Genomic DNA, 15,794 nt, shown 5'->3' on the forward strand with positions numbered 1-15,794 from the left:
AAATATATTTTGCAATAAGGTTAACAAAACAGAGTTTTGTTGCTTGCCTGACCGGCCCTGCATTCACTAATTTGCAGCTATGGACAAAAACTATATTTTTAATCAGCGCATCCGCCTGCGCCACCTATACACCTTTGTTGCCGTTGCGCAGCAAGGCACTTTAGGCCGCGCCGCAGAGACGCTGAATCTTAGTCAGCCTGCCCTTTCCAAAACGCTTAACGAGCTGGAAGAGCTGGCCGGGACACGGTTGTTCGAACGGGGCCGACTTGGCGCGCAGCTCACTACTATGGGTGAACAGTTTCTCACCCATGCCGTACGGGTGCTTGACGCGCTGAATCATGCCGGGCAAAGCTTCAGCCCGGCGGTGGAAGGCCAGCCAGAAATTATTCGCCTTGGCGCACTGACTACCGCAGCAATGGGCATGCTGCCGTTGATTCTCGATCGCTTTCACAAACAGCAACCGCAAACCACCGTTCAGGTGGCCACGCTGCATAACAACGTGCTGCTGGCGGGCCTGAAAGGCGGTGATTTTGATGTGGCGATTGGGCGCATGGCGGACGCCGACATGATGACCGGCCTCACCTATGAACTGCTGTTTCTCGAATCGCTGAAGCTGGTGGTCAGGCCCGATCATCCCCTGCTCAACGACAACGTGACGTTGTCACGGGCATTGCAGTGGCCGGTGGTGATTTCGCCGGAGGGCACGGCACCGCGTCGCATTGCAGAAGCGATGATGGCTGAGCAGCAATGTTCACTGCCAACGCACTGCGTGGAGACCTCATCGACCTCGCTGGCACGGCAGCTGGCGCAGCGTTACAACTACGTCTGGTTTGTGCCTTCTGGCGCAATAAAGGAAGATTTAACGCATAACGCGATGGTTGCGCTGCCGATCGCCTCCAGCGGTCCCGGCGAGCCGGTGGGCATCATTACCCGCACCGGCCACGCGCTGACCCTGAGCGGCGAGATTTTACTGGCGACCATCCGCAAATGCCATTCCGGCTAACGGCTGCGCTTGGCGTGCCGCTCGCGATTATCCAGCCGCGCCTGCTCACTTTTACGCAGGCCCACGTACAGCGCGCCCGAGCCACCATGATGCGGCTGTGCGGCGCAGTAAGTCTGCACCTCCTCAAACTGCTGTAGCCAACAGGCGAGGTAGCTGCGCACCACATTAGCGTGCGATTCGTCATCGCGCCCTTTGCCGTGAATAATAAGCAGGTTACGCAAATTGTCCTTGCGCGCCTGAATCATAAAATTGAACAACGCCTGACGGCAGCTCTCCACTGGCTGACGCCGCAGATTCAGGCTGGCGTCCAGCTGATATTTGCCTAACCGCAGTTTATCGAGCACGCCCTGCTGAATGCCTTCCGCTTTATATTCCAGCGGTGTATCCAGCGGGACCACATCAATAAAATCGCGAGTAAGAAAGTTATCTACCAGCGCCTGCTCGTGTTGCGCACGCGTTAATTTGGGGGTAGGTGATTTCAGCCAGTGAATATTGGCACAATCTTTCAGTGGTGTGACGTCTTCCATGGCGTCCAGAAACAGGTTTTTATCATCAAGGATCATGGTTTCCTCTCACGCCGCTAAGGCCTGCGCTGTGGGCTGATGCACAGACAACCGCGAAAGTTTAGCAAACCCCGCCGGATTGCCTCAACTGGCAACCGAAGAATTCTCGGCGACGCTCGCAATTGGCAATAAAATAAGAAAACCTTATCTCAGATCAAACCGTGGGCTTTTTAATCAAAAAATCCCTGTAATTTATATGCCTTCCTGTCCGGCTATCGGTTTATTCTGATAGGGGAAAATGTTAAAATTGATGTCAGTCAATTATCGTCGAGCGTACATTATGATCCCGGAAAAGAGAATTATTCGGCGCATTCAATCTGGTGGTTGTGCAATCCACTGCCAGGATTGCAGCATTAGTCAACTCTGCATTCCCTTCACTCTGAACGAACACGAACTGGATCAACTGGACAATATTATTGAGCGCAAAAAGCCTATTCAAAAAGGCCAGACGCTGTTCAAGGCGGGCGACGAACTGCGTTCACTTTACGCCATTCGTTCCGGCACCATCAAAAGCTACACCATCACCGAACAGGGCGACGAGCAGATCACCGGTTTTCATCTCGCCGGGGATTTAGTCGGCTTTGATGCCATCGGCAATGCGCAGCATCCAAGCTTTGCGCAGGCGCTGGAAACCGCCATGGTGTGCGAGATTCCTTTTGAGACGCTCGATGACCTCTCTGGCAAGATGCCGGCGCTGCGTCAGCAGATGATGCGACTGATGAGCGGCGAAATCAAAGGCGATCAGGATATGATTTTGCTGCTGTCGAAAAAGAACGCGGAAGAGCGTCTGGCCGCTTTTGTCTGGCGTCTGTCGCACCGTTTTGGCCAGCGCGGCTTTTCTCAGCGCGAGTTTCGTCTGACCATGACGCGCGGCGATATCGGCAACTATCTTGGCCTGACCGTGGAAACCATCAGCCGCCTGCTCGGACGTTTTCAGAAGAGCGGTATGCTGGCGGTGAAAGGCAAATATATCACCATCGAAAATCACGCTATGCTGACTGAACTGGCTGGACAAAGCCGCGGCGCAGCCTGATTCCGTGCCGGATCAATAAATGTTATTTTATTGATCCGGCTGGAACTTTTTCACTTCTTCCGCGACTCTACTTAGGCTATCTTTAAACCAGACTAGCTTTGGAGTAAGGAGTTGCCATCATGCTTAAATTCAATAATATCCTGGTTGCCATCGATCCCCAGCAGGACGATCAGCCAGCGTTGCGCCGTGCGGTTTACCTCAATCAACGCATTGGTGGCAAAATCAAGGCCTTCCTGCCCATCTATGACTTCTCTTATGAAATGACCACCCTGCTGTCGCCAGATGAGCGTACCAACATGCGCAAAGGGGTGATCAGTCAGCGTACCGAGTGGATTCGCGAGCAGGCAGCGGCCTACGTTGAAGCCGGTGTCGATATTGAAATCAAGGTGATCTGGCACAATCGTCCGTTCGAGGCGATTATTCAGGAAGTGCTCAGCCATCAGCACGATCTGGTGCTGAAAATGACCCACCAGCACGATCGACTGGAGGCGGTGATCTTCACTCCAACCGACTGGCATTTACTGCGCAAATGCCCTTGCCCGGTATGGATGGTGAAAGACCAGCCGTGGCCGGTGAATGGCAAAGCGGTTGTGGCGGTCAACTTAGCCAGCGAAGAGCCGCATCATGATGCGCTGAATCAGAAGCTGATTCGCGAAACCACTCAGCTGGCTGAAATGGTTAACCACACCGAAGTGCATTTAGTCGGCGCCTATCCGGTTACGCCAATCAATATAGCTATCGAACTGCCTGATTTTGATCCCAGCGTTTATAACGACGCCATTCGCGGCCAGCACCTGGTGGCCATGAAGGCGCTGCGTCAGAAGTTCAGCATCGGCGAAGAGTTTACCCACGTTGCCAAAGGCATGCCTGAAGAGGTGATCCCGGAGATTGCCCTGCAGCTTGACGCTGGCGTGGTGGTGCTGGGCACCATCGGTCGCACCGGCTTATCTGCTGCCTTCCTCGGTAACACTGCCGAACAGGTGATCGATCATTTACGCTGCGATCTGCTGGCAATTAAGCCAGATGATTTTGTCTCGCCGATTGAGCTGGATAATGATGAAGAGGATTAAGCTGTCGGTATGACGGTGTAATGAGGAAACGGGGCTAACGCCCCGTTTTTTTATGGCCTGACTACGCGTCCAGCGCCTTCAGAATTGCCTCGACGCTCTGTTTGGCATCGCCGAACAGCATCTGCGTATTCTCTTTAAAGAACAGCGGATTCTGTACCCCGGCGTAGCCGGTATTCATGGAGCGCTTAAACACGATGACATTGTGTGCCTTCCACACTTCCAGCACCGGCATCCCGGCAATCGGGCTGCGTGGATCGTCCTGCGCCGCCGGATTCACCGTATCATTGGCCCCGATGACCAGCACCGTGTCGGTATCGCTGAAATCATCGTTAATCTCATCCATCTCCAGCACAACGTCATAAGGCACTTTGGCTTCGGCCAGCAGCACGTTCATATGGCCAGGCAAGCGCCCTGCTACCGGATGAATACCAAAGCGCACCTTAATGCCGCGCTTACGCAGACGCGCGGTAATGTCAGCCACCGGATACTGCGCCTGCGCCACCGCCATGCCATAGCCAGGGGTGATAATTACCGAACTGCTGTTTTTAAGCAGCTCGGCGGTCTCAGCCGCGCTGATTTCACGGTGCTCACCCGCCTCTTCTGCTTCGCTTGCTGCACTGCTGTCGGTACCAAAACCGCCGGCAATCACGCTGATAAACGAGCGGTTCATCGCCTTACACATGATGTAAGAGAGGATGGCACCGGACGATCCTACCAGCGCGCCGGTGACAATCAGCAGGTCATTGCTCAGCATAAAGCCCGCCGCCGCCGCCGCCCAGCCTGAGTAGGAGTTAAGCATTGACACCACGACCGGCATATCCGCGCCACCGATTGAAGCGACCAGATGCCAGCCAAATGCCAGAGCAATCATCGTCATCACCAGCAAGGCAAACGCCTGCGCACCGGTGCTCTCGGTGCTGACAAACCACAGCAGCAGCAGAAACGACACCACCAGCGCCAGCAGGTTAAGCCGATGACGATGCGGTAACATCAGCGGTTTCGACGACAGGCTGCCACGCAGCTTGCCAAAGGCGACAAGCGAGCCGGTAAAGGTCACCGCCCCGATAAAGATGCCGAGGAACACTTCCGTAAGATGAATGTTTTCCATCACCGGCAGCAGGCCTGGTGCATGATCGAGATAGCTGTTAAAGCCGACCAGCACCGCGGCCAGACCAACAAAGCTGTGCAATACCGCAACCAGCTCCGGCATCTGCGTCATTTCAACTTTTTTAGCCAGCCGAATACCAATTGCGCCGCCAATCACCATCGCCACCAGCACCCAGCCGATATTGCCGCTGTAAGGGCCGAAGATGGTGGCCAGCAGCGCTATCGCCATGCCGCTCATGCCAAAAAAATTGCCCTGCTTCGAGGTCTCGTGCTTCGACAGTCCCGCGAGGCTACAAATAAAAAGAATTGCGGCAACAATGTATGCTGCAGTCACTAATCCGCCAGACATGCTGTTACCTCTCAGTGTTTACGGAACATTTTCAGCATGCGCTGAGTGACGGTGAAACCACCGAAAATATTGATGCTGGCAATCAGCACCGCCACAAAAGCAAAGAACGTGACCCAGCCGCCATGACCAATTTGCAGCACCGCGCCAATCACAATAATGCCGGAAATGGCGTTGGTGACCGACATCAACGGCGTATGCAGCGCATGACTGACGTTCCAGACCACGTAGTAACCGACCACGCAGGAGAGCGCAAACACGGTAAAATGCGACAGAAATTCGGCGGGCGCGACGTTAGCCAGCGAAGCAAACAACACAATCGCCAGCGCGATCGGGCCATATTTGCGCCACGGGGAAGCGGGTTTGGCTGGCTGAACCTCGACCGCCGCGGCTTTCGGTGCGGCCGCTTTCGGCGTGGCTGAAACCTGAATCGGTGGTGCGGGCCAGGTCACTTCGCCGTCGCGCACCACGGTCACACCGCGGATCACCACGTCGTCGAAATCAATGGTCACGCGGCCATCTTTCTCTTTGCACAGCAGCTTCAGCAGGTTGACCAGGTTGGTGCCATAAAGCTGAGAAGATTGCGTCGGCAGGCGGCTGGGCAGATCGGTGTAGCCAATGATTTTTACACCGTTATCCGTCACCACGATCTCATCCGCGCGGGTTAAGGCGCAGTTTCCGCCGGTTTGCGCTGCCAGATCGACAATCACGCTGCCCGGTTTCATCGCGGCCACCATTTCTGCGGTAATCAGCTCCGGTGCCGGTTTGCCCGGAATCAGCGCCGTGGTGACGATGATATCGACATCACGTGCCTGAGCGGTGAACAGCGCCATCTCAGCGGCAATAAACGCCGGTGACATCTCTTTGGCATAGCCATCACCGCTGCCCGCCTCTTCTTCGACATGCAGCTCAAGGAACTCGGCACCCATACTCTGCACCTGCTCTTTAACCTCCGGCCGCGTGTCGAACGCGCGTACGATAGCGCCCAAACTGCCAGCCGCGCCAATCGCCGCCAGCCCGGCCACGCCTGCACCAATTACCAGTACTTTGGCCGGTGGCACTTTACCCGCCGCGGTGATCTGGCCGGTAAAGAAGCGCCCAAACTCATGGGCCGCTTCGACAATGGCGCGGTAACCCGCAATGTTAGCCATTGAACTTAGCGCATCCAGCGACTGCGCTCGCGAGATACGGGGCACTGCATCCATCGACATCACGCTGACCTGTTGCGCGGCCAGCTTCGCCATCAGCTCTGGGTTCTGTGCTGGCCAGATAAAGCTGATCAGCAGCGTGCCCGCGCGCATCAGCGCTATTTCGCTGTCGGTTGGCGCATTAACCTTGAGAATAATCTCTGACTGCCAGACGGTAGCCGTGTCGACCACGCTGGCGCCCGCCTCACTGAAGGCGCGATCGTCAAAGCTCGCCCGCTGACCCGCCTGCGCTTCAATAGCCACACTGAAACCCAGCGCGATCAGCTGCTCCACCGTTTTCGGTGTTGCCGCCACGCGGGATTCATTGGGCAGCCGCTCTTTCGGTACACCAATCAACATAATGTTCCCTTTCATCAAATGAACGATATCTTGTTATATAGCGTTTTGAATTAGCGTGATACGACCTGTATCAAACTGTTAATAAGCTACTGAAATTCGGGATAGCGATCTATTGCTTATCGCAAGGCAGGAAGTTTTTGCCTTTATATTGTCGAATTGTTGCGTTGCACTATCCTGCTCTGCGGTGAATGGGCTATTTACTGACATATTCTGCTGAGCCGAATCGTGTCGAAGATGATTTACTGCTGATAAAAAACAAATATTTAACAGCGAGTTAGCTGATTTTCCGTTAAGTCTAACCACGCCAGGTGGTTAATGTGCCGTCGCAGAGGAGATATTTTGCGAAATTGTTATTTTATGCGCGGTAATTTGTTATTTTTTGCCGCGATGAAAATCAATAAAAAGATAACATCGCACAATGTTTTCACAATAAAGCATTGCGAAATAAGCGAGAAAACGATCGGCAACACTATCACCGCTTTATGACATTATTTAATTCCTTATCCTCGGCTTAGCGATAAATATTATGCCTTGCGCGCCGTCTTGCGGAGGGATCGGCCGTCTGCTATGGTGGCTACCGCCTCCGGCGGCGCAGATGCCGTCGTCTATTCCCTCGTGCAGATAACTGACCCTCTCGACAACCGCGTTTCTCCACAGCACGGCCGGGCAGAAAAATCACAGGACGGTGAGGCAGTAAAATGAAAAGCCGATATTGTGGGCGGTGCAGACCGGTGCGTTTTTGATCTTTTTTGCGTAAGGCGAAGGACACTTTATATGAAGCTGAAGAATTCCATTCTGGCGTCAACCCTGTTAACGCTGCTGGCGGCAAATGCCTGGGCAGCCGAGGAGATTTCGCCAGAGAAAGCGGCCACGTTGCAACCATTCGAACGTATTAATGTCAGCGGCCGTTTTAATGCCATCGGCGACGCCAGCGACGCGGTCTCCAAACGTGCCGATGAGATGGGCGCGGCGTATTACTATATTCAGGGTATTAACGATACCAACGGCAACGGTGGCAACTGGCGTGTGACTGCCGATCTCTATCGTGCCGATGCCCCTGCTGCCAGCGATAAGCAAACCTACCGCAAGTTCAACGGTGTACGTGAACTGCCAAAGGCCGAGGCATATCAGCTGGAGCCGTTTGATACCGTTTCAGTAAGCGGGTTCTATCGCAGCCAGCCCGATGTGAATGATGCCATTTCCAAAGCCGCCAAAGAAAAAGGCGCGGAGTCATTCTTTATCGTTCGTCAAATTGATGCCAACAACGGCGGCAACCAGTACGTTACCGCCTATGTTTACAAAGCCGACGCGAAGAAACGTGCGGTGCAGAGTCCAAACCTGATCCCACGTGATTCAGAAGCGGGCAAAGCGGCACTGGCGGCGGGCGGCGCGGCGGCGAAACAGGTTGAACTGCCGGGCGTTGCCTCGTCAGAAACCCCAAGCGCCAGCGTGGGCCGTTTTTATGAAACACAGAGCTCAACCGGCAAACGTTATACCGTCAATCTGCCAAATGGCCAGTCGGTGCAGGAAGTTAACGCCATCAGCGCGGCGCAAATGCAGCCGTTTGATACCGTTACCTTTACCGGTCACTTCGGCACGCCAACTGAAATTTCAGAAGAAGTGGCGAAACGCGGTGCCGCCAAGGGCGCGAAGTATTATCACATCACGCGTCAGTGGCAGAACCAAAGCGGTGGTAACCTCACTGTTACCGCCGATTTGTTCAAGTAATTCACTTCGGGCAGCATTTATGCTGCCCTTTTTGCTTCATCCCCAGTCTTTTCTGCATATCCATGCATTGCACTTGCCTGCCGCTCTCCGTAGAATCAGCCGCCGATAAGTCGGCGCAACGTTGCCCCGAACAGATGATTTTTAACGGCACAGTTGGCGTATAACAGGCCAACGCAGGACAGCATTTTGGAAAAAAAACTTGGTCTTACCGCGCTAACCGCACTGGTTCTCAGCTCGATGCTTGGCGCGGGCGTTTTCAGCCTGCCGCAAAACATGGCGGCGGTGGCCAGCCCGGCCGCGCTCCTGATTGGCTGGGCGATTACCGGCGTCGGCATTGTGATGCTGGCGATGGCGATGCTGCTGCTGACCCGCATCAAACCTGAACTCGACGGCGGCATTTTCAGCTACGCGCGCGCTGGCTTTGGTGAGGTGATGGGCTTTTGCTCCGCCTGGGGCTACTGGCTCTGCGCGGTGATCGCCAACGTCTCCTATCTGGTGATTGTCTTTTCCGCCTTCAGCTTCTTTACCGACACGCCCGATCGGGTGATTTTCGGCGACGGCAACACCTGGCAATCGATGATCGGCGCCTCGGTGCTGCTCTGGCTGGTGCACTGGCTGGTGTTGCGTGGCGTACAGACAGCGGCGGGCATCAATCTGCTGGCCACGCTGGGCAAGCTGGTCCCTATGGCAGTGTTTGTGGTGTTGGCGATTGCTGCGTTTAACCTCGACAAGTTCCGCCTCGATTTCACCGGCATTGAACTGGGCCAGCCAGTCTGGCAGCAGGTAAAGCAGACCATGCTGATTACGTTATGGGTATTTATTGGCGTTGAAGGCGCGGTGGTGGTTTCATCGCGCGCCAGCAATAAGCGCGACGTTGGCCGCGCCACCATGTTAGCGGTGCTGGCGGCGCTGGTGGTTTACCTGCTGGTAACGATGCTGTCGCTGGGCATTATTCCGCGCGCTGAGCTGGCGGAAATGCGTAACCCTTCAATGGGTGGCCTAATGGCGCTGCTGCTGGGCGGTGGCGGACATGTGCTGATTGCGGTTGGGCTGCTGATTTCCGTCTGTGGCGCCTATCTCAGCTGGACCATCATGGCCGCTGAAGTGCCGTTTATTGCCGCCCAACAGGGTGCCTTCCCGCGTTCACTCAGCAAGCAAAATGCCCGTCAGGCTCCGGCCGCTTCACTGTGGCTCACCAACGGCAGCGTGCAAATTTGCCTGATTCTGATCGCCCTGACCCATGCTGATTACAACACGCTGCTGACCATCGCCTCAGAGATGATTCTGGTGCCTTATCTGCTGGTTGGGCTGTATCTGTGGAAAGTGGCGGCGGGCAAACCTAAAGTGCTGTTTGTTGCCGCAGGCGCGACGATTTATGGTTTGTGGCTGCTCTACGCATCGGGGCCGATGCATCTGCTGATGTCCGTGGTGCTTTACGCGCCGGGGCTGCTGCTGTTCCTGTTCGCCCGTCGTGGTGGACGCGGCACCAGCCCGTTGCATATCGCGGAAAAAGCGCTGATGGTGCTGTTGATTGCGGCGGCAGTGCCGGCGGTATGGATGCTGCTGCGTTAGTGCGCGACGGCAGGAATTAACACGGTAAGCCGCTCATCCTGTTGCGACAGCTCGAGCGGTTTGCCATATTCCTGATGGATGGCGGCAAGCTGTTTATCGGATAGCGCATACGGCAGCAAAATATCAAACTGAGCGATCTGCTGCTGCTCAGCCAGCGTGACCAGGCGGGCGAGATTGATCTCATCGCTGACCTGAGTAGAAATGATTTGTAATGCTAATTCTTTCAGGCGGTCGTTGTTTGCCTGTGGCGTGCTGGCTGACTGACGTGTCACCATGCCAAAGATAGGCAGGACGCCGTAAATGGCATCAACAAAGCTCCAGCGTTTCTTACACGAGGCGGAGAGAAAATCAATATAATTGAAGCAGATGCGGCCACCAATTCCAGCCGTTACCGGCGCCTTGTCAGACACTCTCGCTCTCCTCACGTTCATCCCGTTAAACTGCTGTCTGCACCCTTGCAGCTGCCAATGATGGCACAAACCAGGGGCTTGATACTATAGATAGCAGGTTATTTAATATTGATGAATAGAGCTGCAAACTCAGAAAGGATATGCTGCGCTAATCGGTGACCATGGCTCATAAAGATGAATAAAATTGTATTTGTAGAAGATGACGCTGAAGTCGGCGAGCTGATTGCCGCCTATTTAGGCCGACATGATATTCATGTCATCGTTGAGGGCCGCGGCGATCGCGCTGAAGAGGTGATTCAGCGGGAAAATCCTGAGCTGGTCATGCTGGATATCATGCTGCCGGGCAAAGATGGCATGACGCTGTGTCGCGATTTACGCGCCAGCTGGCAGGGGCCAATCGTGCTGCTGACCTCGCTGGACAGCGACATGAATCATATCCTTTCGCTGGAAATGGGCGCCAACGATTACATTCTGAAAACCACGCCGCCCGCAGTGTTACTGGCACGGCTGCGCCTGCATCTGCGTCAGGCAAGCAGCAGCGGCGAAGAGATTGCACCGGTGGCAAGCCGCCACAAGCTGCTGCAATTTGGCACGTTGAGCATCGACCCGGTGAATCGCCAGGTTCAGCTGCAGGACGAAGAGATTGTGCTCTCCACCGCCGACTTTGATCTGCTGTGGGAGCTGGCGACCCACGCCGGACAGATCCTTAATCGCGATGCGCTACTGAAAACCCTGCGCGGCGTCAGCTATGACGGCATGGATCGCAGCATCGATGTCGCGATATCGCGCCTGCGTAAGAAGCTCAACGACAGCGCCACTGAACCCTATCGCATCAAGACCATACGCAATAAAGGTTATCTGTTTGCGCCGCACGCCTGGCAATCGGCATGAGAAAGCTATTTATTCAGTTTTACCTGCTGCTGTTTGTCTGCTTCCTGGTCATGGCGATGATGGTCGGGCTGGTATACAAATTTACCGCCGAGCGCGCGGGACGCCAGTCGATGGATGACCTGATGAAAAGCTCGCTGTATCTGATGCGCAGCGAGCTGCGGGAGATCCCGCCCCGTGACTGGAACAAAACCATCAAGAATCTCGATCTCAACCTGTCGTTTAAGCTGCACATTGAGCCGTTGAGCAAGTTCACGCTCGATCCGCCGACGCTGCGCCGCCTGCGCGCCGGTGAGATCATTGCTCAGGACGATCAATACACCTTTCTGCAGCATATTCCGCGCAGCCACTATGTGCTGGTGGTCGGACCGATTCCCTATCTGTTCTATTTACATGAGATGCGCCTGCTGGATATCGCGCTGCTGGCGTTTATCGGCGTTTCGCTGGCGCTACCGGTATTTATCTGGATGCGGCCACACTGGAAAGAGATGTTAAAACTGGAAGCGGCCGCACAGCGTTTTGGTAAAGGCCATCTTGATGAGCGAATACATTTTGACAGCGCTTCCAGCCTGCTGCGGTTGGGCATTGCCTTTAACCAGATGGCCGATAATATCAACACCCTGGTCGCCAGCAAGAAACGGCTGATTGATGGCATTGCTCATGAGTTACGCACGCCGCTGGTGCGGCTGCGCTATCGACTGGAAATGAGTGAAAACCTGACCGCCAGCGAATCGCAGGCGCTAAATCGCGATATCGGCCAGCTGGAATCGCTGATTGAAGAGCTGCTGACCTATGCGCGTCTCGATCGTCCCCGGGTCGATCTCCAGTTGCAGCGCGTCGATCTCGCCGCCTGGCTTCGGGAACGCATTGAGGATGCCCGTTCGCTCAATCCGCAGCACGATATCGAACTGGATATGCCGCAGCGTGAAAATATTGGCCTGTCCGATAACCGGCTGATGGAGCGTGTGCTGGATAATTTGATCAACAACGCGCTGCGCTATGCGCAACAGCGTCTGCGCGTCAGCCTGTGGTTTGACAGCGGGCTCGCCTGCTTGCAGGTTGAAGACGATGGTCCCGGCATACCGCAGGCGGAACGCGAGCGAGTGTTTGAGCCCTTTGTTCGTCTTGATCCCAGCCGCGATCGCGCCACCGGCGGCTGTGGGCTGGGGCTGGCGATTGTGCACTCTATTGCGCTGGCATTTAATGGCGAGGTACTGATTGAAAGCAGCCCGCTGGGCGGCGCCAGCGTTCGCTTTTGCTGGCCGGTTGATCTACCCTTGCGTACTATCCAGCAGGTTTAATTAAAGATAAATCAGGGAGTTCTGTTATGAGCACCGCCTACCAGCAGCTAACCGCTACCTTTTTGCGCCTGTCGCGCTTTGGCCACCTTTCCGCTATTGCCGGCTGGGATATGCAGACCATGATGCCGCCCGCCGGTAGCCGCGTGCGCGGCGAGGCGCTGGCTGAGCTCAGCGTGTTGCAGCATGAAATCCTCACCGATAAACGCACCGCGGCGCTGCTGGACGAAGCAGAACAGGCGTCGCTGAATGACGTGGAGCGCGCCAACCTGCTCGAAATGCGCCGCGCCTGGCAACAGGCAGCGCTGCTGCCCGCCTCACTGGTTGAAGCGAAATCGATCGCCGGTTCGCGCTGCGAACACGCCTGGCGTCAGCAGCGCCCGGCAAATGACTGGCAGGGCTTTGCTGCCAACCTGAAAGAGGTGGTAAAACTCAGCCGGGAAGAAGCGGCGATGCGTGCCGATGCCAACGGCGGCTCACGCTATGACGCCCTGCTCGACCTGTTTGAACCGGGTATGAACAGCGCACAGCTCGATCAAACCTTCGGCGATTTGAAAACCTGGCTGCCCGATTTGCTGCAGCGAGTGCAGGAAAAACAGGCACAGCAGCCGATCGACTTTCCGCTGGGGCCGTTTGCCGTTGAGGGCCAGCGTCAGCTTGGTCTTGCGGTAATGAAGCAGCTTGGCTTTGATTTCAACGCGGGCCGACTTGACGTCAGCGCGCACCCATTCTGCGGCGGTGTGCCGGAAGATGTCCGCATCACCACTCGCTACAGCGAAAACGAATTCCTCAGCGCGCTGATGGGCGTCATCCATGAAACGGGCCATGCGCGCTATGAACAGAACCTGCCGAAGCAGTGGCCAGGCCAGCCGGTTGCACTGGCGCGCTCCACCGCCATTCATGAGTCGCAGAGCCTGTTTATGGAGATGCAACTCGGCCGCAGCGCCCCTTTCCTGCAGCTCATCCTGCCGCAAATCAAAGCGCAGCTCGGCGACCAGCCCGCGCTGGATGCCGACAACTACATTCGCCTGACGCAGCGGGTTAAATCGAGCCTGATTCGCGTCGATGCCGATGAGGTGAGCTATCCGGCACACGTCATTCTGCGCTACGAAATCGAGCGTGCGCTGATCGAAGGGGAAATCGAGGTAGACGATATTCCTGCTATGTGGGATGAAAAGATGATGGCCTATCTTAATCTTGATACGCGTGGCAACTATCGTGACGGCTGCATGCAGGATATTCACTGGACCGACGGCGCCTTTGGCTATTTCCCTACCTACACGCTGGGTGCGATGTATGCTGCGCAGCTGTTCCAGGCGGTCAAACGTGCGCTGCCACAGCTCGACAGCCTGATCCAAAGTGGCGATCTGCAGCCCATTTTCGACTGGTTGCAGCAGAACATCTGGCAGCACGGCAGCCGTTTCAGTACACAGCAGCTGATCGTTAATGCCACCGGTGAGCCGCTCAATCCGCACTGGTTCCGTCAGCATCTTGAAACACGTTACCTCGGCGCATAAGCTTTTCGGCGGCCTGCGGGCCGCCTTTATCTCTCCCTTTGAGTTGCTGCTTACCCACCGCTGTACAATCGGTTACACGCCGATACCAAACACTCACGGAAACTTGTCATCGCTTCTCATATAGTCTTTTCACCGGCCCCGCAGTGGGCTGCTACATGAAAAACACTTTTGAGGGTTTAACGATGAAAAAATTAGTCACTCTGGTTGTCGCCGCTGCAATGGGTCTTTCTTCAGCTGCGTTTGCTGCTGAAACTACCGCCGCTCCTGCCACAACAGATTCAGCTGCAGCAACTACCCACACCACACATGTTGCTAAAAAGCATCATAAAATGGCGAAGAAAACCGTTGCTCAGAAAGCGCAGGCCGCTAAGCAGCACAAGAAAACCGCTAAAAAACCTGTTGCCCAGAAAGCGCAGGCGGCTAAGAAGCATCACAAAGCCAGCAAAAAACCTGTAGCGCAGACAGCTCAGGCCGCTAAAAAGCACCACAAAGCAGCGACCAAACCTGTAGCACAGAAAGCGCAGGCGGCTAAAAAGCATCATAAAGCCACCAAAAAACCTGTCGCGCAGAAAGCGCAGGCGGCTAAAAAGCATCACAAAGCTGTTAAGAAAACCGCTGCTAAATAAGTTTCATGCAGACGTAATGGTATCAGCGAAACACCCGGTTATGCCGGGTGTTTGTTTAATGGAGGCGCGGAAATGGCCCGTCGCTATCGCTTCGAAATCATTTTATTTGTGATGATCCTCTGTGGGATCGCGGCCGCCTGCTGCTATATTTGAACGCTGTAGCGTGCTGATATTTCGTAGTAAACTCCCTGTTTCACTTTGCACCGTCTATAGTTAACGCATCTGCGACAATCTACTATTTGTTGGTACTTACGCTCTTCTGAGAGAACTATGCGCCTATCTGCTCTGTTTTTGGTTGGACTGTGCTCTGTTTCTTTTACCAGCCACGCTGATGACGATGCACCTGATGCAAACGACACCCGTACGCTTTTTTTTGGCAAAGATGACCGTGTGGCCATCACCGACCCGGCAACTCTGCCGTGGGAAGCGATTGGACAGCTTGAAACGGAGAGCGGAAATCTCTGCACCGCAACGCTGATTTCTGCGCATCTCGCCCTGACGGCTGGCCACTGCCTGCTCACCCCGCCGGGAAAGTTTGACCCGCCGGTTGCCGTGCGCTTTATGGCCAATGCGAAAGGCTGGCGTTACGAAATTCATGATGTGGAAGCACGCGTTGAGCCCTCTTTAGCAAAAAAACTCAAGGCAGATGGCGAAGGCTGGATTGTCCCGGCAAAGGCGGCACCCTTTGATTATGGGCTGATTGTGCTGCGTAACCCCCCTTCTGGCATTACGCCGATTCCGCTGTTCAGCGGCAGTCGCAGCGATTTAACCGCCGCGCTAAAACTCACCGGCCGCAAGGTGACGCAGGCGGGCTATCCCGAAGATCATCTTGATACGCTCTATTCTCACAGCGATTGCCTGATCACCGGCTGGGCGCAAAACGCCGTGCTTTCGCACCAGTGTGACACGCTACCGGGCGACAGCGGATCACCGTTACTGCTGAATACCGCCGACGGCTGGCAGCTGATCGCGGTGCAAAGCTCGGCGCCGGCGGCGAAAGATCGCTATCTGGCCGATAATCGCGCCATCGCCGTCACCTCGTTTCGCGATCGCCTGGAAGATCTGGCGCTGTAAAACAGCGCCCTT

General features: G+C 55.2%; 14 protein-coding genes. 10 read left to right on the forward strand and 4 right to left on the reverse strand.

Going from position 1 to position 15,794, the window contains the following annotated elements:
• The first annotated feature begins 79 nt into the window (after positions 1 to 79).
• Positions 80 to 1,003 carry a LysR substrate-binding domain-containing protein gene (locus ACJY2L_RS00990; RefSeq protein ID WP_067430775.1) on the forward strand — a complete coding sequence of 308 codons (924 nt, stop codon included), beginning with the start codon at positions 80 to 82 and terminating at the stop codon, positions 1,001 to 1,003.
• Here ACJY2L_RS00990 and smrA read toward each other — a convergent pair.
• Positions 1,000 to 1,566, reverse strand: a complete 567-nt coding sequence (gene smrA / locus ACJY2L_RS00995; RefSeq protein WP_439212090.1) for a DNA endonuclease SmrA — start codon at positions 1,564 to 1,566, stop codon at positions 1,000 to 1,002. The genes ACJY2L_RS00990 and smrA overlap by 4 nt on opposite strands.
• Positions 1,567 to 1,846: 280 nt before the next feature.
• Between smrA and ACJY2L_RS01000 the strand changes: the two genes are divergently transcribed.
• Both ACJY2L_RS01000 and uspE read left to right on the forward strand, forming a co-directional pair.
• Positions 1,847 to 2,599 (forward strand): FNR family transcription factor, encoded by a 753-nt coding sequence (locus ACJY2L_RS01000; protein WP_439212650.1) that lies wholly within the window; start codon positions 1,847 to 1,849, stop codon positions 2,597 to 2,599.
• A gap of 119 nt (positions 2,600 to 2,718) precedes the next feature.
• Positions 2,719 to 3,669, forward strand: coding sequence for a universal stress protein UspE (uspE, locus tag ACJY2L_RS01005; RefSeq protein WP_439212091.1), 951 nt, complete (start codon positions 2,719 to 2,721; stop codon positions 3,667 to 3,669).
• 61 nt (positions 3,670 to 3,730) lie between these two features.
• On the opposite strand, the gene pntB is transcribed toward uspE, so the two are convergent.
• Positions 3,731 to 5,125: a Re/Si-specific NAD(P)(+) transhydrogenase subunit beta gene (gene pntB, locus ACJY2L_RS01010; protein WP_439212092.1), complete on the reverse strand. Its 1,395-nt coding sequence runs from the start codon at positions 5,123 to 5,125 to the stop codon at positions 3,731 to 3,733.
• Between the two features lie 11 nt (positions 5,126 to 5,136).
• Positions 5,137 to 6,669, reverse strand: coding sequence for a Re/Si-specific NAD(P)(+) transhydrogenase subunit alpha (pntA, locus tag ACJY2L_RS01015; RefSeq protein ID WP_439212093.1), 1,533 nt, complete (start codon positions 6,667 to 6,669; stop codon positions 5,137 to 5,139).
• A 774-nt stretch (positions 6,670 to 7,443) separates the two neighbouring features.
• Between pntA and ydgH the strand changes: the two genes are divergently transcribed.
• Together ydgH and ACJY2L_RS01025 are read left to right on the forward strand one after the other, a co-directional pair.
• Positions 7,444 to 8,397, forward strand: a complete 954-nt coding sequence (gene ydgH, locus ACJY2L_RS01020) for a DUF1471 family protein YdgH (RefSeq protein ID WP_187485997.1) — start codon at positions 7,444 to 7,446, stop codon at positions 8,395 to 8,397.
• A 186-nt stretch (positions 8,398 to 8,583) separates the two neighbouring features.
• Positions 8,584 to 9,969 (forward strand): amino acid permease, encoded by a 1,386-nt coding sequence (locus tag ACJY2L_RS01025; RefSeq protein WP_439212094.1) that lies wholly within the window; start codon positions 8,584 to 8,586, stop codon positions 9,967 to 9,969.
• On the opposite strand, the gene ACJY2L_RS01030 is transcribed toward ACJY2L_RS01025, so the two are convergent.
• Complete coding sequence (locus ACJY2L_RS01030) at positions 9,966 to 10,379, reverse strand: hypothetical protein (RefSeq protein WP_067430800.1); 414 nt, start codon at positions 10,377 to 10,379, stop codon at positions 9,966 to 9,968. The genes ACJY2L_RS01025 and ACJY2L_RS01030 overlap by 4 nt on opposite strands.
• Positions 10,380 to 10,553: 174 nt before the next feature.
• Here ACJY2L_RS01030 and rstA point away from each other — a divergent pair, with 174 nt between their 5' ends.
• The 5 genes from rstA (at position 10,554) to ACJY2L_RS01055 (ending at position 15,782) form a co-directional block, all read left to right on the forward strand.
• Complete coding sequence (rstA, locus tag ACJY2L_RS01035) at positions 10,554 to 11,270, forward strand: two-component system response regulator RstA (RefSeq protein ID WP_439212095.1); 717 nt, start codon at positions 10,554 to 10,556, stop codon at positions 11,268 to 11,270.
• Positions 11,267 to 12,568, forward strand: coding sequence for a two-component system sensor histidine kinase RstB (rstB, locus tag ACJY2L_RS01040; RefSeq protein ID WP_067430806.1), 1,302 nt, complete (start codon positions 11,267 to 11,269; stop codon positions 12,566 to 12,568). Before rstA ends, rstB begins: the two co-directional genes overlap by 4 nt.
• 26 nt (positions 12,569 to 12,594) lie before the next feature.
• Positions 12,595 to 14,082, forward strand: coding sequence for a carboxypeptidase M32 (locus ACJY2L_RS01045; protein ID WP_439212096.1), 1,488 nt, complete (start codon positions 12,595 to 12,597; stop codon positions 14,080 to 14,082).
• A gap of 182 nt (positions 14,083 to 14,264) precedes the next feature.
• A complete protein-coding gene (gene asr, locus ACJY2L_RS01050) occupies positions 14,265 to 14,708 on the forward strand; it encodes an acid resistance repetitive basic protein Asr (protein ID WP_067435332.1) in 444 nt (147 codons plus the stop codon).
• Between the two features lie 270 nt (positions 14,709 to 14,978).
• Positions 14,979 to 15,782, forward strand: a complete 804-nt coding sequence (locus ACJY2L_RS01055; protein ID WP_067430812.1) for a trypsin-like serine peptidase — start codon at positions 14,979 to 14,981, stop codon at positions 15,780 to 15,782.
• Positions 15,783 to 15,794: the final 12 nt, after the last annotated feature.

Origin of the sequence: Duffyella sp. Ts4 (assembly GCF_051851875.1) — a bacterium.
Lineage (GTDB): Bacteria > Pseudomonadota > Gammaproteobacteria > Enterobacterales > Enterobacteriaceae > Duffyella > Duffyella gerundensis.